The sequence below is a fragment of the Pontimicrobium aquaticum genome, assembly GCF_005047595.1.
GTDB lineage: Bacteria > Bacteroidota > Bacteroidia > Flavobacteriales > Flavobacteriaceae > Pontimicrobium > Pontimicrobium aquaticum.
The window spans coordinates 237,794-264,349 of the sequence record NZ_SUPL01000002.1 but is presented as its reverse complement, the minus strand read 5'-3'; the positions used below and the strand labels follow the sequence as shown (position 1 = coordinate 264,349).

Sequence of the window (26,556 nt, the reverse complement as noted above, 5' to 3'; positions counted from 1 at the left end):
TTACCAAGACATATTTGGATATGCTCTTTGCATATATTGTAATTCGGTTAAAATATATCCCATATGTTCTGTATGCACACCCTGTTTTCCTCCTTTTTGGAAATATTTTAAGTCAGGAACTTCTAGAGTTGCTTCATTCAACACCTCAGATATATGCTTATAATATTGCTCTTTAAGTTTAGATGTGTCAACTCCAACACCTTCATTAATCATTTCTTTATCTGCTTCTGTTTGATGGAACAATTCATCTGTATATGTCCAAAGATCGTTTATGGCATTTTGAATACGAGCATGACTTTCTTCTGTTCCATCTCCTAGACGTTTAATCCAATCAGAAGAAAAACGTACATGATACGACACTTCTTTTATGGATTTTTTAGCAATTGCTGCTAATGTTTCATCTTTACTGTTTTGTAGCTCAGTCAAGAACATATAATGATAGACATCAAACAAAAACTGACGTGCTATAACATATCCAAAATCTGTATTAGGTTGCTCTACTAATAATACACTAACATACTCTCGTTCTGGTCGCATCATTGCTATGGTATCTTCATCGCGATTATCTCCAGCAACTTTTGCAGCATATTGATAATAGCTTCTAACTTGCCCAAATAAATCCAAAGAAATATTAGTCAAAGCGATATCTGTTTCCAATGAAGGTCCATGACCACATAACTCACCTAGACGCTGTCCAAGTATTAAACTATTGTCTGCAATCCCTAATAAGTAATTATATAAATTAGTATTCATAATTTACATGTGTTTAATTTCGTCTGGTAAATCGTAAAATGTTGGGTGACGATATACTTTATCTTGAGCTGGCTCGAATAATTCGGCATTATGCTCAGGATTTGAAGCCGTTATATTTTTAGATTCGACTACCCAAATACTTACACCTTCGTTTCTTCTTGTATAAACATCACGTGCATTTTCCAAAGCCATTTCAGCATCTGCTGCATGAAGACTTCCAAAATGACGATGTTCTAATCCGTTTTTACTTCTTACGAAGACTTCCCAAAGAGGCCATTCTTTTTTCATATCTAAACTGCCTTATTTAATTTTTTATCTTGTTGTTTTTCAGCATAAACAATTGCTGCATCACGAACCCATTCTCCATTTTCCCAAGCAGATACTCTTGCTTTCATTCGTTCTTTATTACAAGGACCATGGCCTTTTACTACTTGCCAAAACTCATCCCAATCTATTTCTCCAAAATCGTATCCTTGTTTTTCTTCATTCCATTTTAACTCTGGATCTGGAATTGTTAATCCAATTAACTCAGCTTGAGGCACCGTTTGATCCACAAACTGCTGTCGTAACTCATCATTTGTTTTTCGTTTAAGCTTCCATTTCATTGATTGCGCTGTATTAGGTGATTCATCATCTTTTGGTCCAAACATCATTAAAGATGGCCACCACCAACGATTTAACGCATCTTGTGCCATTGCCTTTTGTTCTGGTGTTCCTTGAGCTAATTTTAAAGTAATTTCGTAACCCTGACGTTGATGAAAACTTTCTTCTTTACAAATACGAACCATAGCTCTAGCATAAGGACCAAACGATGTTCCGCAAAGTGCTACTTGATTTATAATAGCTGCACCATCAACCAACCAACCAATTGCTCCAATATCTGCCCAAGTCACTGCTGGATAATTAAAAATGCTTGAGTATTTTGCTTTACCAGAATGCAATTGTTGAAACATTTCATCTCTTGTGATCCCTAATGTTTCTGTTGCGCTATATAGGTATAAACCATGACCACCTTCATCTTGTACTTTAGCTAACAAAGCTACTTTACGACGTAATGATGGCGCTCTTGATATCCAATTTCCTTCTGGTAGCATTCCAACAATTTCGGAATGAGCATGCTGAGACATTTGTCTAATATGTGTTTTACGATACTTTTCAGGCATCCAATCTTTAGGTTCAATTTTTTCGTCACGTGCAATACGTGCTTCAAATTCTTCCTCTAAACTTTTAATTTGTGCTTCGCTCATAATTTATACATCAAAATCTACGACTACTTTTTCTGTTACAGGCACTGCTTGACAACTCAATACAAAGTTCTGTGCCACTTCTTTTTCTTCAAGTGCATAATTCACTTTCATTTTTACTTCACCTTCCAACACTTTACATTTACACGTACTACAAACACCACCCTTACAAGCAAATGGTAAATCTGCTCCAGCTGAGAGTGCCCCATCTAGAATGTTATCAAAATCGTCATCCATTACAAAATGGAATTCTTTACCACCATCAATGATGGTTACTTTAGTACCATCAGCTTTTTCATCAAGCACTTCAGCAATGTGCTTGTTTTCTTCTTCTGAACTTCCCGAAAAGAATAGTTCATAATGAATTTTTTCCTTATCCAGTCCAGCTGCTTGTAATTCGTCTCTAATCAAGAAAATCATATCCTGAGGCCCACATATAAATACATGATTAGTATCTGGAATATCAATAAATGTTTTTGTTAAAACTGCTAGTTTTTCTTTATCAAAACGACCATTTAAAAATGGAATATCTCGTTTTTCTTTGGTTAAAAAATAAAATACTTGAAAACGTCCAAAAAACTGATTCTTAAGCTGCTCTAACTCTTCCTTAAAGATAATTGATTTTACCATTCGATTCAAGTAGAATAACTTGAACGTACTTTTTGGTTCTAATAGTAAATGTGTTTTTATGATAGAGAGCATTGGTGTAATACCACTTCCTGCTGCAAATGCTACATAATTATTTGACGCCTGTTTATTTACTTCAACATAAAACTCGCCATGTGGAGGCATTACTTGAAGTTCATCTCCTTTTTTTAATTCATTGAAAGCATAATTAGAAAACACACCATTGCGAATGGTTTTAACTGCTACTTTCCATTGATTATCTATTGGACTTGTGTACAACGAATAATTGCGACGAATATCCTCGCCATTAATTTCTTTTCGAAGTGTTAAATGTTGACCTTGTTTAAACTTAAACTTTTCTTTTAAGCTTTCAGGAATATCAAAAGTTATAACAACTGTATCCTTTGTTTCCTTGTATATATCTGCAACTTTTATATTATAAAAATCTGCCATATTGTAATTAAATATTAAACTAACACTTGTTAGTTTTAGTTACAAATTTACAAAATAAAATGATAACTATTTGTTAATTCCGTTAATGAGAACCAAACTTAATTCGGTTGTAAATTTTCCAATATCCAAGTCTTCTTTTTTTGGCAACCAAATATAAAGTGAACGTAAGGTAGAAAGCATTGAAAATAGCATTACTTCAGGGTTACCATTAATTAGCTCATTATCTTGAATACCCTTTTCTATAATACTCCTAAAATCATTCTCATAATTTTTTCGAAGTTTTAAGTAATACTCTAATTCTGCTTCCAGATGCATCCAATCACTATTTAAAGATGACATCTCAAATTGATTTTTAGACGTTATATTGACATGTAAAGCTACAATTTGCTTCAATTTATCTATACTGCTATCATTTGAGTTTTTTATAATCTTCATTTGCTCGGTAAATTGTTCCGCTAGAGAAATTATAATCTCTGAAAGGATTTCTTGTTTAGATTTAATATGGTTGTATAAGCTTGCAGCTTTAATTCCCATTGCTTTAGCAATGTCGCGCATTGTTACAGCACTAAATCCTTTTTTTTGGAATAATATTGCTGATGTTTGAATGATTTGGTCTTTACGTGTGTCGTACTTCAAAAGTTATAATTTTGTAAAATAAATTATGATGGAATATACTGAAAAACTGTAACACAAGTTACATGTTAGTCTTTTAAAAATTCTGTTATTTGCAAAAAATATTACTCATGGGAATTTTTGACTTTTTATTTAAAAACAAAAGAAAGATGATTGAAGAATTTATGTCGAAAGACGCAATAGTATTAGATGTTAGAACAAACGCAGAATATTCTATAGGTGCAATACCAAATTCAAAGAATATACCATTACAAACTCTTAATAATCATATAGCAAATATTAAAAAGCTTAATAAACCTGTTATTACTTGTTGTGCAAGTGGTATGAGATCAGGAACTGCAGCTAACATTTTGAACCGAAACGGTATCGAAGCTATTAATGGAGGTGGTTGGCAAAGGTTGAGTCAGATTTTGTGAACTAACTTATAAATGAGTAACTTAGCTAGCAACCTTCAATATTTATTCAAATGGAACTTAATAGAAGAGAATGGCTAAGAACTACTGCTTTAGCTGGTGGATTTACACTTTTAAATGGTTTTACATCACTAAAACCATTAACAGAAGAAGAAAAACTAAAATTCAACCCTCGTAAACTTAGCAACCCTATTAGATTAAGTTCTAATGAAAATCCTTATGGCCCATCACAACGTGTTAGGAATGCTGTAAAGAATGCTTTTAATGATGGTTGTAGATATCCATACGAATACGCTGATGAGTTAGCAGAAATGCTAGCTATTAAACATAGAGTAAGTAGGGATTCTATTATTATTACTGGAGGCTCTACTGAAGGATTAAAAATTGCAGGCATTACATTTACTATTAATGGAGGTGAAATCATTGCAGCTAAGCCTACTTTTTTGGCTATGATGCAATATGCCGAAATGTGGGGAGCCAATATTAATTGGGTTCCAGTTGATAAGAATATGGGTTATGATCTTCAAGAAATTGAAAAACGGATTACCAATAAAACCAAAATGGTGTTTCTATGTAATCCGAATAATCCAACCTCAACGTTATTACCAGCTGATGCGCTTGTAGATTTTTTGCATCACAGTAAGCAAGAAAACCATAGTGTTTAGTGATGAGGCTTATTATGAATATATAGACAACCCTAATTACCCTTCTATGGTTGATTTGGTAAACAAAGGTGAAAACGTTGTGGTTTCGAAAACATTTTCTAAAGTTTTCGGAATGGCTGGAATGCGTATTGGCTACTTAATAGCCAAACCAGAATTAGCCCAAACTATTAGACGCAATGTCGTTGCCATGAGCAATGTGTATGCTATTGAAGGTGCTAAAGAAGCTTTAAAAGACGATGAGTTTTTTAAATTTTCTTTAGAAAAAACTAGAGAAGCAAAACAACTTATATATTCTACCTTGGATCATTTGGAGTTGCCTTATGTAAAATCTAGTACAAACTTTATCTTCTTTAAGTCAGGAAGACATATAAATACCCTAGGTAAACAAATGTTGGATAAAGGTGTTATGATTGGTCGCGCATTTCCTCCTTTTTATGATTGGTGTAGAATAAGCACTGGAACTTTGGAAGAAGTAAACACATTTAACAATGCTCTTATTTCGGTGTATTCTTAAACAAAAAGAAGCATTAGATCTTTTCGTAAACGAATGTCAACTAATGCTTCAAATATTTGATTAATAGCAGTGTAAATGTAACCTTATTAGCACAACATGGTTATGTTTTTCGACTATTTTAATAGAATACTAGACGAACGGAAATAATATGCATATTTTTTCGATTAAATCACTAAAACAGTAAGAAAACGAATAAGAGGTTACAGATTTTATCTAATCAACATATTATTCTTTAAAACAAAAGAAACGCTACATCTTCTTGCAAGCAAGCCTCAGTAGCGTTTCAAATATATTGATTAATAGCAGTGTAAATGTAGTTTTTAAAATGGAACAAAAAAGTGTTTTTCGACTAGTGTAAGATTAAACTAGATTAACTGAAAACTTGCGCCTATTTTTTCGATTAAGTAAAAATCCTAATTACATAGCACAAAAAAAAGCATCAGTTAAATTTTGTATAAACAAAACTCCCTGACGCCTTTTAAAAATTGATTAATAGCATATCGAATATATAGCTTTTAATTAATTGAATTTATTTTTTTCGATAAGAAGTAGTTAAAAAAGATGAAGAGTCTTGAGGTATTGTGTTTAAAAATAGTGCAAAATATATTTAAACAACTTAACTGTCTCAGCTAATGATAATTATATTAAATAAACCAAAATTTATATGACAATGCCCTTTATATAAAGCTGCGCCTTTTTCTCTTCTAAGTTTTTTAGGAACTTAAGATGCTCTTGAGATTTTGGATTGAAGGGTTTATGTTGTAAGCCTTTTTGAACAAATTCAACTTCCTCCATAGTTATTGAAGCATCTTTTGAAATCCAGACTCCTTGAAATCTATCCCAAATATAATTTACAGCCATATTGTTTGGATGTATCATATCTTCAGCATAAAAACGATAATCGCGCAACTCATCCATCATAATTTCATACGAAGGAAAATAATGCACGTTATTTCTTGGTTTAACCACTTGATGAATAGCCGCAATTAAATGTGCTTTACTTTGCGTATTTTCAATAAAACCATCTTTTAAGTGACGTACTGGAGATAATGTAAACAGAATAGATGCTTTCTTATTGACACTTCTGATAAGTGTGATAATTGATTGTAACGATTCTGTAATTTTGACAATGGAAAGTAATTCTTTTAAGAATTTTTTTTGTGGCACTTTATGGCAATTAGCCACGATAGCATCTGTTTCAATATGTCTATACACCCAAGCTGTTCCTAAAGTTACAATAATGTGCGTTGACTTGTTTACTTGATTATGTGTTAACTTAATTTGTTTATTTAAACTAGCCTGTAATTCTTCTTTTGAATACGAACTTAATTTAGAATGTGCATCATAGCAGTGCCATTGCTCGTTATGAAAAAAGATATCGCTTTCAGTATATTCTTTGTCGTTTATTGCATTAGTGATTAGCCTTTCTATTGCTAAAGGCTGAAATAAAATACCGAATGGATTTTGAAAATTTTGAAACTTAAAATAATCTAACTTTTTCCCAATATTTTCTACAAAACACGAACCCAATAACAACACGTTAGAGTTATAATCTATTTGATTATGTTGCTGTGGTTTTAGAGGTATTGTTGTTTGTAGCTTCATTGTGGATTTTCTGCATCACACTTCGACTGCACTCAGTAGGACAGTGCGGAATGAAAGTTTTATTCAATATAATTTTCTGATTTTTCTAAAGCTTCTTTAATTCCATCAGGATTCTTCCCTCCTGCAGTTGCAAAGAAAGGCTGCCCTCCTCCTCCTCCTTGAATGTATTTACCAAGTTCTCTTACTACTTGTCCAGCATTAAGGTTTTTCTCAGCAACTAGCTCTTTTGAGATATAGCAAGACAACAATGCTTTTCCATCATTTTCAGCAGCGAATAGCAAAAATAAGTTATTGTATTCGCTTCCTAATTCAAAACACAAATCTTTCATTCCTGAGGCATCTAAATCCAATTGTTTCGCTAAAAATTGAATTCCATTAATCTCAGTCATTTCATTTTTTAAATCACCTTTTATGTTTTTTGCCTTGTCTTTTAATAAGGTTTCAATTTGCTTTTTTAATTCGTTGTTCTCGTCTTTTAAATCAGCAACAGCTTTCACAGGGTCTTTAGCATTATTAAGCAAATCTCTAATTTCAAAATAAGCTCTGTTTGTATCAAAATAAAAGTCTTTCACTGCATCGCTTGTAATAGCTTCAATACGCCTAATCCCTGATGCAATAGCACTTTCTGATCTAATTTTGAAATGCCAAATATCTGCTGTGTTTTTTACATGTGTACCACCGCACAACTCCATTGATTGTCCAAAGCGAATGGTACGAACAGTATCACCATATTTTTCACCAAATAAAGCCATTGCGCCATTTGCAATTGCTTGTTCCATAGGTACATTTCTGTTTTCCTCTAGAGGTAATTTTCCATCTATACGTGCATTTACAAAATTTTCAACATCTCGTAATTGCTCCGTAGTCAATTTAGAAAAATGTGAAAAATCAAATCGTAAATACTTAGAATGCACTGCACTACCTTTTTGCTCTACATGATCTCCTAAAACTTCTCTTAAAGCTTGGTGTAATAAGTGTGTAGCAGTATGATTAGCCTCAGTTCTTTGGCGTTGTTTTGCATCGACTACAGCTTTAAAGGTTTCAGTTAAATGGTCTGGTAAGTTTTTAGCAAAATGAATAATTACATTGTTTTCCTTTTTGGTGTCTAAAATATAAACCACGTCTCCATGTGTATCTTTTAAATAGCCTTTATCACCTACTTGACCTCCTCCTTCAGCATAAAAAGGTGTTAAATTGAAGACCAGCTGATACATGTCGCCATCTTTTTTAGAGGTCACTTTTCGGTATCGTGTAATTTTCACATTTGCTTCTAAGGCATCATAACCTATAAATTCCTGCTCAGCATCATCTACTAGAATCGTCCAATCGTCTGTTGACATCTCGCTAGCAGCACGTGATCTATTTTTTTGTTTTTGTAGTTCTGCGTTAAACCCTTCTTCATCCAATTTCAATCCCTTTTCAGAAAGAATTAGAGCTGTTAAGTCTATTGGAAAACCATAAGTATCATACAATTCAAAAGCTTTTTCGCCTGAAACTGTATCACCTTTAGTTTGCTCAACAATTCCGTTCAATAATACTAAGCCCTGATCTAATGTTCTTAAAAACGATGCTTCTTCTTCCTTTATCACATTTTCGATAAGTTGCTTTTGAGATTTTAATTCTGGAAATGCTTTTCCCATTTTTTTACTTAACACATCAACTAATCTGTAAATAAATGGTTCTTTTTTATTTAAAAATGTAAATCCGTAACGTACTGCACGTCGTAAAATGCGTCTTATTACATAACCTGCTCCAGTATTACTAGGTAATTGACCATCTGCAATAGAAAAAGCTACTGCGCGAACATGATCTGAAATAACACGAATTGCTATATCTACTTCATTATTTTTTCCGTAGTTTTTATCTGTAATGGTTTCAATTTCACGAATTATAGGTGTAAATACATCTGTATCGTAATTAGATTTTACATCTTGTAATACCATACACAAGCGTTCAAATCCCATTCCTGTATCGATATGTTTTGCAGGTAAGTTTTCAAGAGATCCGTTAGCTTTTCGGTTATACTGCATAAATACCAAGTTCCAAATCTCCACAACTTGGGGATGGTCCATATTTACTAAAGACTTCCCTTCTACCTTTGCTTTTTCTTCATCCGTACGAATATCTACATGTATTTCGCTACAAGGACCACAAGGACCTTGTTCTCCCATTTCCCAGAAATTATCTTTCTTATTTCCCATTAAGATGCGATCTTCTGGAATAATTTCTTTCCAAAAATTATATGCTTCTTGATCCATTGGAATGCCATCTTCATCATTGCCTTCGAAAACGGTTACATATAGAATATCTTTGTTAACACCATAAACTTCTGTTAAAAGCTCCCAAGCCCAAGCAATAGCTTCTTTTTTAAAATAATCTCCAAAACTCCAGTTTCCAAGCATTTCAAAAAGTGTGTGATGATAGGTATCGTAACCCACTTCTTCTAAATCATTATGTTTCCCAGAAACTCGCAAACATTTTTGCGTATCAGCTATTCGGTTATTTTTTGGTTGTGCATTTCCTAAAAAATATTCTTTAAAAGGCGCCATTCCAGAGTTAACAAACATAAGCGTAGGATCGTTTTTTACAACCATTGGTGCAGAAGGCACGATACTATGTTTTTTGCTTTCAAAAAAATCTAAAAATTTCTGGCGTATGTCTTGAGACTTCATATCTAGTTGTTAATAACCTGTTCTATGTAAATTGCTGTAACTATGAAACAATTTTTATATTTGTTGTTCGTTCTATTTAATCCTGCAAAAATAGAATATTTTAAGATATGTCTAAAGTAAAATATTATTACGATTCTGAAACGCTTTCCTATAGGAAAGTAGTACGAAAAAAACGTACTACTGTTAAGTACGTTTTTATGTTCTTGTTAGCTTCTGCGCTTTTTGGTTTTATGTTTGTGTTTTTTGCTAGCTATTATTTTGAATCGCCTAAAGAAAAAGCACTTGCAAGGGAGCTTCAAAACATGCAGTTACAGTACGAATTATTGAACAAGAAAATGGATGAAGCTGAATCTGTTTTAGCTAATGTTGAAGAGCGCGACAATGCCATTTATAGACTTTATTTTGAAGCCAACCCAATACCAAATGAACAAAGGCGACAAGGTTTTGGTGGAATTAATAGATATAAACAATTTGAAGGTTTTGACAATTCTAAACTAATAATTGAAGCCAATAAACGATTAGATATTATTCAAAAACAAATTGTAGTACAATCAAAATCTTTAGATGAAATTGCTGTTTTAGCAGAGGATAAAGAAAAGTTTTTAGCTACAATTCCTGCTATTCAACCTGTAAATAATGAAGAATTAACCAGAATGGCTTCGGGTTATGGCTATAGAACCGATCCTTTTACTAAGGTTAGAAAATTTCATTATGGAATGGATTTCACAGCACCAAGAGGCACACCTATTTATGCTTCAGGTGATGGTGTAATTATACGTGCTGATGCTGGAGCCACAGGATATGGCAAACATATTAGAATTGACCATGGCTTTGGTTATGAAAGTTTATATGCACATCTTTACAAGTACAACGTTAAGAGAAATCAAAAAGTGAAGCGTGGCGACCTTATTGGTTTTGTTGGTAGTACTGGACGCTCGGAAGCACCACATTTACATTACGAAATTTTTAAGGATGGAGTGAGAATAAATCCAATAAATTTCTATTATGGTAATTTATCGGCAAAAGAATTTAGTGAGTTATTAGCAAAAGCATCTCTAGAAAATCAATCTCTCGACTAATGCATATAGAGCTACCAGAAAAACGATATTATGGTATTGGCGAAGTCGCCAAGGCTTTTGGTGTTAACACCTCACTAATTCGTTTTTGGGAAAAAGAATTCGATATTCTAAAGCCTAAAAAAAATGCGAAAGGCAATAGGAAATTCACACCTGAAGACATTAAAAACCTTAAGTTTATTTATCACTTAGTTAAGGAACGTGGTTTCACTCTTGAAGGCGCCAAAATTCACTTAAAAGAAGAAAAAAAGCAGTCTTTAAATAATTTTGAGATTATCAACAAATTAGAAGCTATAAAAAGCCAGCTTATCAAATTAAAAAACAATCTATAACATTTTTAGTGTTTATGTTTAGTGCATCATCATTCTAAAACTTCCTCTGCGACCTCCTTGTTTAGCTTGTGGTCCCATGCTATTAAATTTCCAACTAAAGCTTAACATAAAATAGCGTTTTAATACTGTACTTTGTGAATCTTGTATATAGTTGGCTGTTGCTATACGACGCGCATTGGTATTTTGATTTAACAAATCGTATGCCTTTAAAGTAATGGCTCCTTGGTCTTTTAATATTGAATATGCCAAGGTAGCATTCCAAAACCATGCACTTTTTTGAAAACCAGGAGCTACATTAGGATTGTAATTATACCTAATATCGTTTCGCCACTCTAGCTTTTTGGGAACCATAGTTGCTGTACGTATTCCAATGGAGTGCTGAAGAAAATCTTCATCATCAAACGCTACTAAATCAAACTTTCTTCTTGTAAATGACAAGTTATAGCTTGGTATAAATTGCATAACGTTCTTCCAATCGAAAGTAAGCTCTAATGATGGTGTTAATGCGTTAATTTTTGAAGCATACTGCTCACCGTTATTGAAGTTAATATTTTTATTCGTGTTTGCTGATAAAGCTACTCTGTACTTAAACGTTTTAACAGTATCAATTTTTACAGATTTACTATAACTTACTCTAGAATTAAGATTATAACCTCCATTAACATTTGCAAAGGTTGTACTTCTTACAAAGTTATCATCGATAGTTGTTTTAGAAACTACTTCGTTATTTCTAAAATTAGCACTTATGTTTCCAAAGACCCCTGTTCCCTTTTGAAAATCAAAAGAATTAAAGCTTGCATATACGCGATGATTATTTGTAGGTTCTAATTCTGGGTTACCCTCTACCTTATTCAAAGGATCTGATACATCCTCGAATGGCTGTAACTGTGTTAAATTTGGTGGATTATTACTCAAATTATATCCAAAATGCACAGACGATTTTCTGCTAAATCGATATCGAAAATTAGAACGAATTTCTAAAGCTTCAAAATCACGTGACAATTTTGGAAGACTTGGTCTTAAAAAATCTTCATTCTCTAGCTTTCTAAAAACATAACGTGCCTCTAAGCTTGTAAATAGCTTATCCTTTCTGTGGCTAACTCTTACAGAAGGTGTGTTTGCATTGTCTTTATATTCAAAATCAGTACTTAAAGCAGTATTTAAAATGGTGTAATCTTGATCTATATCATCAAAATCGTAAGTACTTATTTTGTTTTCGCGTTTATTGTTATTTATTCTATATCCAATATCAGCATACCATTCTTTACCTCTTAACGGCAACCTATAGTTAACACTTGCCGAAAGTCCTGTTGTGGTTCTATCGCCTTCAGCAAATTGATTTCTTATGGTCTCCGATGGGTTTGTGCCATATGTATTTAAAACAGAATTTAAATAATCATCTGTTTCGGTAGTATTATAATCGTTATCTAAACTCAATCTTAAAAAAGCACCATTACTACCAAACTTTTTTGTTATATCGAGTTCATTACTAAAATCTTTCCCAACCGTTTCTATAAATGATGAAGAGCTAGACTCGTTTATTAATACATTAGCCTCATCATGCGAGGATTCATCTTGTGAAAACTCCCTTTTGTTTCTAGTAGCATTAAAAGACGGTTCTATATCTATTCTTAAAGTAGAATCAACTTCAATTTCAAACTCTAAATTAGCACTATGACTGTTCCCTTCATTATAAGATCTTGAGTTGGAGCTTGTAAAATATCTTCTATCTGGTAGGATGTTTTCTCTGTCGGTAGTCGTTTCATTTTCCGAATTACTCCCAGAATAAAAATAATCGGCAGATATGTCTAACTTATCGCTAACCTCATCAGCATAATTGATACCATAATTTTGTGATGTAGTAATGCCTTGACCTCCACCAAAGCCACGACCACCAATGTTAAAACTTCCTCCGCTATTAAAAGAAACGTTGCCTCCGCTACCAAACATTCTGTAAATTTCGCCAAAACTAAACCCTGGCGAATTAGTATTATTACCTCCTGCCAATGCGCTGATACGCTGCTCGTTATCAAACACATTAAGCATACCAGCAAATTCATAACGTTTATCAGTTCCTGCTCCGCCAGATACTCTACCAAAAACACCCTTGTTTTTATCTTCTTTAATGGTTAGGTTAATGGTTTTGTTTTCACCATCAGCTTCTTCTCCAGTAAATGCTTGTGCTTTTGATTTAGTATCTGTGATTTGAACTTTGCTTATAAGTTCTTTGGTTAAATTTCGTGTGGTAATTGTTGGGTCGTTACCAAAAAAAGGTTTACCATTAACTAAAATTTTATTTACTTCTTTACCATTTACTGTAATCTTTCCAGCTTCGTCAACTTCAACTCCAGGTAGTTGCTTTAATAAATCTTCAACATTAGCATCCTTTTTTGTTTTAAAAGAATTTACATTAAACTCTAAAGTATCCTTTTTAACAGTAATAGGTGCACGAGAGGTAATTACGACTTCATCTAACGCATTGGAGTCTGTCTGTAATTTTATTGTTTCTAAATTTATTTCATCTTTACCTAATACAACAGCTTGCTTATGTGTTTGATAGCCAACATAAGAAATAAGTAGATTAATATTTTTATCGAAAGCTTTTCCTTCTAATGTAAATTTACCATTCTTATCACTAATAGTATAAGTTACTAAGGTACTGTCTTTAATTCTCTCTAAATAAACTGTTGCGGATTCTAAAGGTGTGTTTTCGGATTCTGTAACAACAGCCCCAGAGATTTTAAACTCTATAGATTGTGAATAAGATGTAAAAGCGCAAAAAATGGCTAGTACAAAAAATAATTGCTTCATGAGTAATAAAGTTGGTAATTGGTTTTATCAAACTAAAGTATATTAATTAACGTATGAATTTTCTTAAAGAAACTATAATTTTATCTTAAAGTTTATTTCTTACGCATATATACACTTACAGGAACTCCGTGAAAATCAAAATGTTCTCTTAACTTATTTTCAAGAAAACGCTTGTAAGGCTCTTTTACGTATTGTGGTAAATTACAGAAAAATGCAAATTGTGGTTGTGGTGTAGGCAACTGCATTATATACTTGATTTTTACAAATTTGCCTTTATAAGCTGGTGGAGGATAGTTCTCTATTATTGGCAATAACACATCATTTAACACACTAGTTTTAATGCGTTTAGTTCTGTTTTTATAAACCTCAACAGCCGTTTCTATAGCTTTATAAATACGTTGTTTTGTTAAGGCCGAAATAAACACGATTGGCACATCGGTAAATGGCTCTATTTGTTGACGAATGTATTTCTCAAAATCTTTAGTGGTTTTGTTATCTTTTTCAACTAAATCCCATTTATTAACTAATATTACGATTCCTTTTCTGTTACGCTCTGCTAACCAAAAAATATTTTGCACTTGACCATCAAAACCTCTTGTGGCATCAAAAACTAATAAACAAACATCTGCATGTTCAATAGCTCTAACACTTCGCATAACCGAGTAGAATTCTAAATCTTCTTTTACTTTAGATTTTTTTCTAATTCCAGCGGTATCAACTAGATTAAACTCAAATCCAAATCGGTTGTATTTAGTATCGATTGAATCTCTTGTGGTTCCTGCAATATCTGTTACAATGTATCTATCTTCACCAATTAAGGCATTAATGAATGATGACTTTCCAGCATTAGGGCGACCAACAACGGCAAAACGCGGCAATTCGTTTTCTTGTACTTCTTCTTGCTCTGGCAAAGCTTCTACTAAAGCATCTAATAAATCTCCTGTACCACTACCATTAATACTTGCTATAGTAAAATAATCCCCAAGACCTAACGAATAAAACTCTACTGCATCTTCAGCTCGTTTAGCATTATCAACTTTATTTACCACTAAAAAAACTGGTTTTTCAACTTTTCGTAACAAGGTTGCAACATCTTCGTCCATTCCTGTAACACCAGACTCTACATCTACCATAAAAATGATAGCATCGGCTTCATCAATTGCTAACTCAACTTGTTTATCGATTTCTGCTTCAAAAATATCGTCACTACCTTTTACATAGCCACCTGTGTCTATTAATGAAAACTCTTTTCCATTCCAGTCACTTTTACCATAATGCCTATCTCTTGTCACGCCACTTACTGCATCAACAATAGCTTCTCGTCGTTGTATTAAACGATTAAAGAAAGTTGACTTCCCAACATTTGGACGTCCTACAATTGCAACTATATTTCCCATATTTTAAAATATTGTGCAAAGGTAGTGTTTCCTTATTTAAGAAAAAACTGTAAATTCAGCAGATAATTTAAATAGCAATGTCTATAAACAATGACATAGTTTTACGTCCAAGGTTTAAAATTGAACTTAGTAAGAACAATCAAGAGGTATTAAAAGCTTTTGAAGAAGCAAAAAACACTCAAAAGAATTTTATTATATCGAGAGTTGATGACCATGTATTTATAAAAATTCCGAAGGCTGACCAGCATTTCTGGTCGCCACAATTGCATCTAGAAATTATGGGAGTTGACAAAAACTCATGTCAGTTATTTGGTTTGTTTGGTCCAAATCCAACTGTTTGGACAATGTTTATGTTTTTTCATTTTATAGTTGCAGGCTTATTTCTTGGTTTTGGTATATGGGCTTACACCAACTGGACGTTAAAAACCGATTTTGCTATACAGTTGTTTGTTGCTATTTTTATGATAGTATTATGGATTGCTTTATACTTTGTAGGACGTTTGGGTAAAGCTACTGGACGAGACCAAATGGTATTACTACATAACTTTATGAATGGTTTACTCTACGGAAAATAAGTTTATTGTTGAAACGTGAAATCAGTAAAAAAATCTTCAAAAGCCCACCATGCAGCAACGTATGCGTATTTTGGTTTTCCTAGTGTATTACCATTAGTTCCAAGACCTAGTACATTGTACTTAACACCATTGAGGTCTTGAAGCACGTAAGGAAACTCACTTTCGTCTAATATTTGATAAGTATTAAAATCATCTACTTCAAAAGCACTAATAACTTTAAGAGTTTCGTTTCCGTAAACAATGTAGTTATGTTGCCTAAGTGTAATATCGTATCTGCTTTGGTTGGCAAAATCCTGATACTGAAAGATGTTAACGTTATCATCTTCATCTAAAACACCATATACAAACTCTCTATCGTCAGGCAAATTGGTATTCCTTAAACTATTTTTACTAGCTTTTGAAGTAGTGCTTATTCGACCATTGGAAGGCACTATGGTTTTTAATACCTTTGCGTCGGGGAAATAATTTTTCACTGTTTCCCATTTAGTTTCAACTACAGCTAAAGTATTTAATCGCTGATTAATACGTTTTCCTTTAATACCTCTTATTAGCATTTGAGACCAAAGGGTTTCAGTTTCTTCATCCCAAGGTACCATGTTGTTCTTGTATAGATAACCAGAGGCTCGAAGTGTTTTTGTTCTTGTATAGGCTATAGCACTTTTAGTTAATGGGCAATAGGTAAAAGCATATTTTTGAGATTGGTAGGTATCATTAATAATTTCGGTAGCAAAGGTATGTGGATATGGATATACTCTCACCTCATCTCCAAAACTCATCACGCCTACACGTTCATTATCTAGTAAGTTGGTATTTGCAACAGTGGTATATTCTGGATTATCACCTAAAGGATACATTGCAAACGACCCTGAAATATCATCCTTATTAACTAACCATTCATTTTCTTCAGCAATTTGCTCAACATTAGTATTGTCCTTTGAGCAAGCCATAACTACTATAAAAATTAAGAATAGGGTTAGTTTTTTCATAGACACACTTTAGAATGTAGTCGTTACAATAAAAGCAAACTTACATTAAATAAGTTTTTTACTTCTGATTATACCCAAAACGCTTTAACTGGTTTTGATTGCTACGCCAGTTTTTATTCACCTTTACGTATAATTCAAGATGTATTTTCTTATTGAAAAATTTCTCTAGATCTTTTCTAGCTTCTACACCAACGCGTTTTAAAGCAGAGCCTTTATGGCCAATAATAATGCCTTTTTGCGTTTCGCGTTCTACCATAATTACAGAGCGCATTCTAATAATGTCTTCTTCTTCGTGAAATTCTTCGGTATCAACCTCAACAGCATACGGAATTTCTTTTTTGTAATGCATTAGTATTTTCTCCCTGATTTTTTCGTTTACAAAAAATCGTTCTGGTTTATCAGTTAATTGATCTTTAGGATAAAATGGTGGAGATTCTGGTAACAGCTCAATAATTCTGTTAAACACTTCTTTTACATTAAATCCTTCTAAAGCTGAAATAGGAAAAAACTCAGCATTTGGCACTTTGCTCTGCCATAAAGCCGCTTGCTCCTCAAGTTGTTCTTGATTAGAGCTATCTATTTTATTCAATAGTAATAATACTGGAATTTTAGAATTGGTAATTTTATTAAAAAAGGCTTCATCTTTAAGCTCTTTCTCACCTATTTCGACCATATAAACCAACACATCGGCATCCTCAAAAGCTGACTTTACAAAACCCATCATCGATTCTTGCAGCTCGTATGCAGGTTTAATTATTCCTGGTGTATCAGATAATACCACTTGAAAATCATCACCATTCACAATTCCCAAAATACGATGCCTTGTAGTTTGCGCTTTTGAGGTGATAATAGATAACTTTTCACCAACAAAAGCGTTCATTAAGGTGGATTTTCCAACATTTGGATTTCCAATAATATTTACAAAACCTGCTTTATGCATACTATAAATTTAATTGCAAAGTTACAACCTTGAATTGTTTATTGCTTTCAATAACCAAAAATTTTAAACTATATTTGAAAAGAACATTTAAAAGCATCTTAAGCTTATTATAAAAATTTTAAATATTGTAATTTACAAACACTAAAACCAACCAACATGACATCACGATTTTCTCAGTTTCTTTTAATCGCAATCGCTCTTATTTTTTTTAGTTCTTGTTCTGACAAAAATAAAGAGTCTGCTACCATAATTATTCATGGTGGAACTATATACACCGTAGATTCAACTCAAGCAACTGTTGAAGCTGTAGCAGTCAAAGACAATAAAATACTATTTGCAGGAAGCCTAGAAGACGCGGAAGGTTTCAAAAGCGAACAAACTGAAATTATAGATCTAGAAGGAAAAACAATGACTCCAGGTTTGATTGAGGGTCATGGACATTTTATGGGATTAGGTTATAATGAGCTTGAGCTAGATCTTATGTATACCAATAGTTATCAAGAAATTATTGATGCGGTAGCCGAACGTGTTAAAACCGCAAAACCTGGTGAATGGATTACTGGAAGAGGTTGGCATCAAAGTAAATGGGATAGCATGCCAGAATACACTGTTAAAGGATTTCAAACGCACCACAGACTAAGTGAAGTGTCTCCTGATAATCCAGTGTATTTAAGACATGCTAGTGGTCATGCTGGCTTTGCTAATGAAAAAGCTATGGAAATTGCTGGGTTAATTGCATTATCTGCAGATGGTGTTAAAAACTATGAAATTGAAGGCGGTGAAGTTATTGTTGATCAAGCTGGTAGACCAACAGGGATTTTCAGTGAACGTGCAGGAGGTTTAATTGGTAAACACATCCCTGCTAACACACCAGAATCCAATAACCAAGCTTTTAATTTAGCTATTGAAGCTTGTTACAAAAATGGTATTACAGGTTTCCATGATGCTGGAATTGGAAGAGGTACTATAGCCCTATACGATCGTATGAAAGCTGAAGGCAATATGAACATTAGAATCTATGCAATGCTTACTGGTAATGATGAAGAACTTCTTAATGAATGGTATGAAAAAGGGCCACATATTGATCCTGATCATAGATTTACTATTCGATCCATAAAATTAAATTGTGATGGCGCATTAGGAAATCGAGGTGCTTGGCTATTAGAGTCTTATACAGATAGACCAGGTCATTTTGGACTTGAAACGCTTCCAATGGAAATGGTGGATAAAACAGCACGAAATGGGCTTCGAAATGGATTTCAGGTATGCTCACATGCCATAGGCGATCGTGCCAATAGAGAAATATTAGATCGTTATGAAGCAGCACTAACTGAATTATCTATGCTTGGTACAGATCACCGATTTAGAATAGAACACGCGCAACACTTGCATCCTGATGATATCCCAAGATTTGCAGAATTACAAGTAATTCCAGCAATGCAAGCAGTACATATGTCGTCTGACAGACCTTGGGCAATAGATCGTTTAGGGGAAAAACGTATTAAAGAAGGTGCTTATATGTGGCAAGATTTATTACAAAGCGGTATCCCAATTGTTAATGGTACAGATGTTCCTGTAGAGCCTTTAAATCCTATTGCTAGTTTTTATGCTAGTGTAAGTCGTAAAACACTAAAAGGCACTCCTGAAGGAGGTTACGAACCAGAGCAAAAAATGACCAGAGAACAAGCATTAAGGTCTTATACTTTAGATGCCGCTTATGGTGCTTTTGAAGAAGATATAAAAGGTTCTATTAGTGTTGGTAAGCTTGCCGATTTCACCATTTACAATCAGGATTTAATGACAGTAGATGAAGATAAAATTCTTAACACCGAAGTTGTTATGACCATTTTTGATGGTAAAGTGGTGTATGAAAAGGAGGATTAATTCATAAATCGATAAACTCAAAGTTTAATTAGATGGTAAAGTGGTTCATCTCTCATAAACCACTTTGCCATTTACAATGGTTTTTAAAATCTGACCATTTAATAGTTGGTTGGGATTTGTATTACCAATATTTAAAACATCTGTATCCATAAAGGTTAAGTCTGCCCATTTCCCTTTTTCAATGGTTCCTGTTAAATGTTCTTGTTTAGATGCATAGGCTGCCCAAATAGTGTAAGCTCTTAAGGTTTCCTCTGGTGTAAACGCTTGTTCTGGAAACCATTGTTTATCATCATCTCTTTTTTGTTTTGTGATAGCGCAATACGCACCATAAAAAAAGCTTGGATCTGTTCCTGAGTAGTCTGCGTTAAAAATAACTGTTGCATTATTTTTGCGTAATGTTCTCCATGCATAGCCTCCTTTTGCACGTTCTTCACCAACTCTATCAATTGCCCAAGGCATATCCTCGACAGCATGCCCAGGTTCCATAGAAGCTATGATGTTTAATTCACCAAATCGTTTAAAGTCATCTGGATGTACTATTTGTGCGTGCTCTATACGATGTCGCAACTCTTTTGATTTTGGATTATCTTTAAAGTAATTTTCATAAAAATCAAGAACATCTCTATTGCCTTTATCGCCTATAGCATGAATAGCTAACTGAAATCCAGCATCCATTGCTTGAGTGATTATATCTGAGTGAAACCCATAATCTGTACTACTCACTCCCTTATGTCCAGGCTTATCTGAATAATCTTCAATAAAATTAGCACCTCTCGAGCCTAAAGACCCATCGTAATAAGCCTTAAATGTTTTTACCTGTAAAAATGAGGCGTCATTATTTGTAGGCCCTTTTGCTATCCACTCATTTACCAAATCAATATTGTGCATTCTCGCTGCCACAAATGCTTGAATCCTGATTGGTAATTTGTTTTTTGAGTGTAAATCTTCATAAACCTCCATATGTTCACCTAACACGCCAGCGTGATGTGCAGTAGTAAATCCTAAACTTTGTAGCTCATCTAATCCATATTTCATAATACGAGATTTTTGCTCAAAAGTTCGCTCTGGAACTTTGTCATTTAATAAATTCTTAGCATGATTTAATAATACATACTTTAAATTGCCTTGATTATCTTTAAGAATTTCTCCACCGTCAGTTGCTTTAGTTTTTTTAGTGATTCCAGCTTTTTCAAAAGCCAATGCATTTCCCATTGCTCCAAACCCTCTTAAACCGTTTAACACTACTGGATGATTTGGCACTTTTTTACTCAGTTCATTCATATCTGGATATTCATTAGCAAAAATAGCTTCATCCCAACCAGAGCCAATAATCCATTCACCTTCGGGAACATCCTGAGAACGTTTGTAAATGGCGTCAATAATTTCTTGGGCAGATAAATCAATTAAATTTACATCTTCATTCTTTTCTCCTATTTCTTGCACATGACCGTGAGACTCTATAAGTCCAGGAACTATAAAAGCATTTTTAGCATCAATAACCTCAGTATTTTCTCCAATATAGTTTTGCACATCTTTGGTTGTTCCAACAAATTGAATTAATCCATTTTTTATAGCAATAGCTTCAGCGTCTGGTTGCCAAACACTATTTTTAATCGATGCATTTTGTGCAGGAGTTCCATCGAGTGAAGGATCATCCCAACTCAAAGTATAAACCCTTGCATTAGTGACAACAACATCTGCAATTTCTTTTTTATGATTAGAACTGCACGACACAATTAAAACAGTAATGATTATTAATATTCTTTTCATAATTACATTCTTATTAACTTCTAGATTTATGTAAGCCTCTATCGTACATCACAATACTTCCAGCAACAGATACATTTAGGCTTAACTCCGATTTAAACTTTACCAAATGATGTGATTTTTCAATAGCTTTCTTTGATAAACCATGATCTTCCGCTCCTAATAAATACACACAACGCCTTGGGTGATGAAAGCTTTCTAAGCTTACCGCTTCTTCAGTAAGTTCTACACCAACTAACCTAGCTCCTTTTGGCAAATGGTTGTAAAAATCTTCAAACGTGTCATAATGAAAATATGGCATTGCTTTTACAGCATTATGTGTATCGCAAGCTTGTTTTGCATACCTATTACCAATAGTAAAAATAAAACTAGCTCCTAAGTTTTGAGCAGACCTCCAAAGGACACCAAGATTTTCCGGTGTTTTACCATTTTGGATACCAATGCCAAAATATTCGTTTTCAAAATTATCTATCATAAGTTGACAAAAATAAAAATTATTTAACCTTATTAATGTATTTGTTATCTTCGATAATATTAAAGTTAAAACTAACCTATTACCAACCAATATAAAATGAAAGTATATCTCAAACTTTTTTTACTCATATTTATAATTACAATCAGTTCTTGTGGTACAACTCACAAACTAAAAAAAGATTTTAAGAACCATCAAAATGATTCAGAATTCTTTAAAGGTTTTGTTTTGTATAATCCTGAAACCAAAACACAAATCATTAACCATAATGGAAGTAAGTTTTTTACACCTGCCTCTAATACAAAACTATATACGTTCTATTCGGCCTATAAAACTTTAGGAGATTCTCTAATTGGTCTTGAGTATTACAAAAACTATGACACCCTTTATATTAAAGGTACTGCAGACCCTTCATTTTTATATGAATTTGAAGGCTCTAAAACCATCCCTTTTTTAAAAGAGCATGATGGTCCAATAGTTATATTGGATGAATCTTTAGACGACAATCGTTTTGGGAATGGATGGTCATGGGAGGATTATCAATACTATTATATGCCCGAAAGAAGCTTATTCCCAATGTATGGCAATGTGTTTACTTATGCTATGAAAGGAGATTCTATTGCAGCGCATCCTTCTTTTTTTAAAAAAAACATTACTGTTTTGGATTCAATAGATATGAATAGAGAGTTTGAAGAAAACCAATTTTATTTAGAGCGGTTAGATTCTACTTTAAATTACATTCCTTTTAAAACGTCCACAAAAATAGTTGCTGAATTGTTAAGCGATACCTTACAAAAACCTGTACATGTAATGTCTAAGAAAAGCGATTTAGATTTTAAACCTTTTTATAGTATTGCGGTAGATTCAGTTTACAAACAAATGCTTGTGGTGAGTGACAATTTTATTGCTGAACAATTAATGCTACAAGTTGCAAAAAAGGTTAATGACACTTACAATGCTGAAGATGGTATTGAATATATTCTTGAGAATCACTTACAAAACTTACCTCAAAAACCTGTTTGGAGAGATGGGTCTGGCTTATCTGTTTACAATTTATTTTCACCCGAAGACACTGTACATTTATTAACAAAAATGTATCAGGAAATTCCTTTAGATAAACTACTAAGTTACTTTCCTGTTGGAGGAGAAAATGGCACCTTACGAAACTGGTATGGAGGAAAAGAGAAGCCTTATGTATATGCTAAATCTGGAACCCTATCTAATACTTATTGTTTAAGTGGTTATATCATTACAAAAAAAGGAACACCCTTAATTTTTAGTTATATGAATAACAACTTTAATCAGTCAAATTCTAACATTAGAAAACAAATACAAGACCATCTATCAAAGATCTATGAAAAATATTAAGCAAAAATTTATTGGAATACTAACTTGCTGTTTAATTTCTTCTACTGTTTGGTCACAGCATCAAATTGATAACACTAAAATCGTAAAGGTTCTTTCTTTTAATATTCTTCACGGAAAAACCATGAAAGGTGATTTTAATTTAGATATTATTGCCAAAGTCATTATAGATGCGAATCCTGATTTTGTGGCACTTCAAGAAGTAGATTACAAAACCAATCGTGCGAAAAAGTATGATTTAGTAACCGAATTAGGTTGGCGAACAAAAATGGCTCCTATTTATGGCAGAGCCATGTATTATGATGGTGGTGAATATGGTGAGGGTGTATTATCTAAACACACTTTTTTGAGTACACGAAATGTATCTTTACCTTATATTCCTGGTGATGAGCCTCGTGCTGCTTTAGAAATTACAACGGTGTTACCTTCAAAAGACACCATCTCTTTTATTGGGACGCATTTAGATCATTTAAAGCTAGAGACCAATAAAATTATGCAAGCTAAAGAAATTAACAAAGTGTTTTCAAGTAACAAATACCCAACCATTTTAGCTGGCGACTTAAATGCTGAACCTAATAGTAATACGATGAATATTCTTGAGAGTTTTTGGACAGTTTCCTATGATAAGAACAATCCTCAACCAACCTTTTCTTCCGAAAATCCTACTAAAAAAATTGATTATGTATTATTCTATCCAAAACATCGATGGAAAGTACTTAAAAGAGAGACTATTTGTGACGCCATTGCCTCAGACCATTGTGCTTATTTAGTTACACTTCAACTTCTGGATTAATAATTTTTTATTTTAACACATCGTTATAAAATAAAAATGGCAAAATCGCTCAACTTTATGTAAATTGACCATTGATTTAACCATAATATCATGGCTACTCGAAATTACGAAGGCAAAAAATTTAACATTAATGACATCGACAAAATTGTGGATGCGCTAACTGTTGAAGAAGCTTTGCAAATAGACATTAACAACAAGCCGTTTACAGTTTCTATGCGAACACCTGGCAATGATATTGAGCTTGTTCGTGGGTTACTGCATGCAGAAGGTGTTATAAATAACGTAAATTTCACCCCTGAAATATCACTTAAAAAAGAGAATAGCAATGGTATTGTGACTATTGTTAATGTTAATATTCCAGAAAAAGAGTTAGGCAAAGGCTATACTAATAGTAGAAGTTTACTTTCTGTTTCCTCATGTGGTATTTGTGGAAAAACCGAACTTAGCGACTTAACATTTATAGGTAAAACCATTAATGATAAACATAAAATTGATATTGGACTCATTCATAACTTATTCAATAAAATGAATACTGTTCAACATAACTTCAAGGAATCTGGTGGTACACATGCAGCTGCTGCATTTACACTAAACGGAAAACTACTATGTGCAATGGAAGATATTGGTCGCCATAATGCTGTGGACAAAATAGTAGGAAAACTAATTAATGAAGAAGAATTAAGTGAGGCTAAAATCATGACGGTTAGCGGTCGTATTTCCTACGAAATTGTTATTAAGTGTTTTAAAGCACAAACACCTTTTTTGGCTGCTGTTTCTGCACCTTCATCATTAGCAGTCGATTATGCTAAAGAACTGGGAATAACCTTGTTTGCCTTTTGTAGAGATGAAAGAGCCACTTGTTATTCCAATCCACAACGAACTAAAATACAATCAACCAATACAAAAGCGAGTTAAAAATATATGTCAGATAATTTAAGTGAATTATTAGGAAGAAAAGGACTCAAAGACAACCTCTTTGATAAACTTGGAAAATTAGCAAAACCTGAAGGTACACCAAATAACGAAGCCATGGCTAAATTAGCCGATGAGTTTCTAATTGGTAAAGCCAATACCTTTGGAACGGCTAGTTTTTATGATTTTTTAAAACCTGAAAACAAAGGCAAAAAAGTATATGTGTGTAACGGAACTGCTTGCGTTTGTGCTGGTACTCAAGAAAAAGTAATCAATTCGTTAAAGAGTAAGTTTGATGCTGAAGAAATTGGACATATGACTTGTCTAGGTCGTTGCCATGAAAATTCTGCGTTTCATTATGATGGGAAAAATTATTCTGGTGATGCCATTTCCAATTTAAATAGCATAATTGATTCTGACTCCAATTTAAATCAAGACACCTACAATATAAAAGCCAGTGGCAAACAAATTCTAACCGCTCCTTTTAGTAATATTACTGATTACTATCAACCATTTTTAGAAGCGCTTCAAAAAGACTCTGCTGATGTATTGGAGGAAATAAAAACTTCAAATGTTCGTGGTCGTGGTGGTGCAGGTTTCCCAATGGGATTAAAATTACAATTCTGCCGAAACGTAGAAAACGAAACAAAATTTATCATATGTAATGCTGATGAAGGTGACCCAGGAGCGTATTCAGATAGATATTTATTAGAACACCAACCACATTCGGTGTTGTTCGGAATGTTGATTTCTGGATATGTAACTCATGCAAAATATGGTATACTATACATTCGTGCTGAATATCCAGAAGCTGTTAAAATAGTTCAAGACGCTATTGATGAATTAAAAACAAACAATTTAATTGGTGAAAATATCAACAGTTCAGATTTTAGTTTCGATTTTAAAATCATTCAAGCTCAGGGTTCTTACATCTGCGGTGAAGAAACGGCCCTAATAAATTCTATTGAAGGCCAACGTCCTGAAGTAAGAGTTCGTCCTCCTTTTCCAGCACAAAAAGGACTATTCAACAAACCAACAACGGTTAATAATGTAGAGACATTAGCTGCTTTACATTATATCATTTCAAATGGTGGAGAAGCTTGGAAAGCCATTGGTACAGAACGTTCTTCAGGCACAAAATTAGTCTCTTTAGACAGTTTCTTTAACAATCCAGGTATGTATGAAGTTGAAATGGGAACACCACTATCTTATGTAATTAATGAGCTTGGTGGTGGTTTTAAATCTGATGTGAAAGCTGTTCAAATTGGTGGTCCACTTGGTGGTTTAGTCCCAGTTTCAAAAATTGAGGATTTAACTGTTGATTTTGAATCCTTTTCAAAAAATGGATTCCTTCTAGGTCATGCATCGGTTGTTTCTGTTCCTTCCGATTATCCAATTATGAAATTCATTGAACATCTTTTCGATTTTGCAGCTTATGAAAGCTGCGGGAAATGTTTCCCTTGCAGATTAGGAACAAAACGAGGTCAAGAATTAGCCGAAAAAGCATTGACCTCAGATTATAAAATAGACAAAAAACTATTTACCGATTTGTTAACCACTTTAGAGCAAGGTTCATTATGTGCGCATGGTGGTGGAATTCCGTTACCAGTTCGTAATGCCTTACAGTATTTTGATGATGAATTAAGACAATATTTCAACTAGACGAT

The 26,556-nt window shown here is 33.4% G+C and carries 22 protein-coding genes and 1 pseudogene; 10 read left to right on the top strand and 13 right to left on the bottom strand.

Annotated features, from left to right (window positions below; all coding sequences use genetic code 11):
- From paaC to E5167_RS04010, 5 genes are all read right to left on the bottom strand, one after another.
- Entirely contained in the window at window positions 1-753 is a 753-nt protein-coding gene (paaC, locus tag E5167_RS04030) for a 1,2-phenylacetyl-CoA epoxidase subunit PaaC (protein WP_136841306.1), read from the bottom strand.
- A gap of 3 nt (window positions 754-756) precedes the next feature.
- Window positions 757-1,041, bottom strand: a complete 285-nt coding sequence (paaB, locus tag E5167_RS04025; RefSeq protein WP_136841305.1) for a 1,2-phenylacetyl-CoA epoxidase subunit PaaB — start codon at window positions 1,039-1,041, stop codon at window positions 757-759.
- 2 nt (window positions 1,042-1,043) lie between these two features.
- Entirely contained in the window at window positions 1,044-2,000 is a 957-nt protein-coding gene (gene paaA, locus E5167_RS04020) for a 1,2-phenylacetyl-CoA epoxidase subunit PaaA (protein ID WP_136841303.1), read from the bottom strand.
- Between the two features lie 3 nt (window positions 2,001-2,003).
- Entirely contained in the window at window positions 2,004-3,077 is a 1,074-nt protein-coding gene (gene paaE, locus E5167_RS04015) for a 1,2-phenylacetyl-CoA epoxidase subunit PaaE (protein ID WP_136841301.1), read from the bottom strand.
- Window positions 3,078-3,143: 66 nt separating this feature from the next.
- Window positions 3,144-3,713, bottom strand: coding sequence for a TetR/AcrR family transcriptional regulator (locus tag E5167_RS04010; protein ID WP_136841299.1), 570 nt, complete (start codon window positions 3,711-3,713; stop codon window positions 3,144-3,146).
- A 107-nt stretch (window positions 3,714-3,820) separates the two neighbouring features.
- On the opposite strand from E5167_RS04010, the gene E5167_RS04005 reads away from it, so the two are divergent.
- Together E5167_RS04005 and E5167_RS15600 are read left to right on the top strand one after the other, a co-directional pair.
- A complete protein-coding gene (locus E5167_RS04005) occupies window positions 3,821-4,126 on the top strand; it encodes a rhodanese-like domain-containing protein (protein ID WP_136841297.1) in 306 nt (101 codons plus the stop codon).
- Between the two features lie 50 nt (window positions 4,127-4,176).
- Window positions 4,177-5,302 (top strand): annotated as a pseudogene (locus E5167_RS15600) (pyridoxal phosphate-dependent aminotransferase).
- A 660-nt stretch (window positions 5,303-5,962) separates the two neighbouring features.
- On the opposite strand, the gene E5167_RS03995 reads toward E5167_RS15600, so the two are convergent.
- Window positions 5,963-6,907: a GSCFA domain-containing protein gene (locus E5167_RS03995; protein ID WP_136841296.1), complete on the bottom strand. Its 945-nt coding sequence runs from the start codon at window positions 6,905-6,907 to the stop codon at window positions 5,963-5,965.
- 59 nt (window positions 6,908-6,966) lie between these two features.
- Window positions 6,967-9,579, bottom strand: a complete 2,613-nt coding sequence (gene alaS, locus E5167_RS03990) for an alanine--tRNA ligase (protein WP_136841294.1) — start codon at window positions 9,577-9,579, stop codon at window positions 6,967-6,969.
- 107 nt (window positions 9,580-9,686) lie between these two features.
- Between alaS and E5167_RS03985 the strand changes: the two genes are divergently transcribed.
- On the top strand, window positions 9,687-10,658 hold the full coding sequence (locus E5167_RS03985) for a M23 family metallopeptidase (RefSeq protein WP_136841292.1): 972 nt from the start codon (window positions 9,687-9,689) through the stop codon (window positions 10,656-10,658).
- Entirely contained in the window at window positions 10,658-10,987 is a 330-nt protein-coding gene (locus E5167_RS03980; protein ID WP_136841291.1) for a MerR family transcriptional regulator, read from the top strand. Before E5167_RS03985 ends, E5167_RS03980 begins: the two co-directional genes overlap by 1 nt.
- A gap of 18 nt (window positions 10,988-11,005) precedes the next feature.
- Here E5167_RS03980 and E5167_RS03975 read toward each other — a convergent pair whose 3' ends face one another.
- Both E5167_RS03975 and der read right to left on the bottom strand, forming a co-directional pair.
- Entirely contained in the window at window positions 11,006-13,798 is a 2,793-nt protein-coding gene (locus tag E5167_RS03975; protein WP_136841289.1) for a TonB-dependent receptor, read from the bottom strand.
- Window positions 13,799-13,890: 92 nt separating this feature from the next.
- Window positions 13,891-15,195 carry a ribosome biogenesis GTPase Der gene (der, locus tag E5167_RS03970; RefSeq protein ID WP_136841287.1) on the bottom strand — a complete coding sequence of 435 codons (1,305 nt, stop codon included), beginning with the start codon at window positions 15,193-15,195 and terminating at the stop codon, window positions 13,891-13,893.
- Window positions 15,196-15,272: 77 nt separating this feature from the next.
- Here der and E5167_RS03965 point away from each other — a divergent pair, with 77 nt between their 5' ends.
- Window positions 15,273-15,770 carry a GTP-binding protein gene (locus tag E5167_RS03965; RefSeq protein WP_136841285.1) on the top strand — a complete coding sequence of 166 codons (498 nt, stop codon included), beginning with the start codon at window positions 15,273-15,275 and terminating at the stop codon, window positions 15,768-15,770.
- Between the two features lie 2 nt (window positions 15,771-15,772).
- Here E5167_RS03965 and E5167_RS03960 read toward each other — a convergent pair whose 3' ends face one another.
- On the bottom strand, window positions 15,773-16,756 hold the full coding sequence (locus tag E5167_RS03960) for a DUF3179 domain-containing (seleno)protein (RefSeq protein ID WP_136841283.1): 984 nt from the start codon (window positions 16,754-16,756) through the stop codon (window positions 15,773-15,775).
- A 58-nt stretch (window positions 16,757-16,814) separates the two neighbouring features.
- The gene (gene era, locus E5167_RS03955; protein WP_136841281.1) at window positions 16,815-17,696 is read right to left on the bottom strand and encodes a GTPase Era; all 882 of its coding nucleotides are present in this window, start codon (window positions 17,694-17,696) and stop codon (window positions 16,815-16,817) included.
- 156 nt (window positions 17,697-17,852) lie between these two features.
- Here era and E5167_RS03950 point away from each other — a divergent pair, with 156 nt between their 5' ends.
- On the top strand, window positions 17,853-19,580 hold the full coding sequence (locus E5167_RS03950; protein WP_136841279.1) for an amidohydrolase: 1,728 nt from the start codon (window positions 17,853-17,855) through the stop codon (window positions 19,578-19,580).
- 45 nt (window positions 19,581-19,625) lie between these two features.
- Here E5167_RS03950 and E5167_RS03945 read toward each other — a convergent pair whose 3' ends face one another.
- Together E5167_RS03945 and E5167_RS03940 are read right to left on the bottom strand one after the other, a co-directional pair.
- The gene (locus tag E5167_RS03945; protein WP_136841277.1) at window positions 19,626-21,350 is read right to left on the bottom strand and encodes an amidohydrolase; all 1,725 of its coding nucleotides are present in this window, start codon (window positions 21,348-21,350) and stop codon (window positions 19,626-19,628) included.
- Between the two features lie 13 nt (window positions 21,351-21,363).
- Window positions 21,364-21,822, bottom strand: coding sequence for an RNA methyltransferase (locus tag E5167_RS03940; protein ID WP_136841275.1), 459 nt, complete (start codon window positions 21,820-21,822; stop codon window positions 21,364-21,366).
- Window positions 21,823-21,918: 96 nt separating this feature from the next.
- Between E5167_RS03940 and E5167_RS03935 the strand changes: the two genes are divergently transcribed.
- The 4 genes from E5167_RS03935 (at window position 21,919) to E5167_RS03920 (ending at window position 26,551) form a co-directional block, all read left to right on the top strand.
- Window positions 21,919-23,187 carry a D-alanyl-D-alanine carboxypeptidase gene (locus E5167_RS03935; RefSeq protein ID WP_136841273.1) on the top strand — a complete coding sequence of 423 codons (1,269 nt, stop codon included), beginning with the start codon at window positions 21,919-21,921 and terminating at the stop codon, window positions 23,185-23,187.
- Window positions 23,174-23,977, top strand: coding sequence for an endonuclease/exonuclease/phosphatase family protein (locus tag E5167_RS03930; protein WP_136841271.1), 804 nt, complete (start codon window positions 23,174-23,176; stop codon window positions 23,975-23,977). Before E5167_RS03935 ends, E5167_RS03930 begins: the two co-directional genes overlap by 14 nt.
- A gap of 90 nt (window positions 23,978-24,067) precedes the next feature.
- Window positions 24,068-24,892 (top strand): formate dehydrogenase accessory sulfurtransferase FdhD, encoded by an 825-nt coding sequence (fdhD, locus tag E5167_RS03925; RefSeq protein WP_136841269.1) that lies wholly within the window; start codon window positions 24,068-24,070, stop codon window positions 24,890-24,892.
- A gap of 6 nt (window positions 24,893-24,898) precedes the next feature.
- Complete coding sequence (locus E5167_RS03920; RefSeq protein WP_136841267.1) at window positions 24,899-26,551, top strand: NADH-ubiquinone oxidoreductase-F iron-sulfur binding region domain-containing protein; 1,653 nt, start codon at window positions 24,899-24,901, stop codon at window positions 26,549-26,551.
- Window positions 26,552-26,556 lie beyond the last annotated feature (5 nt).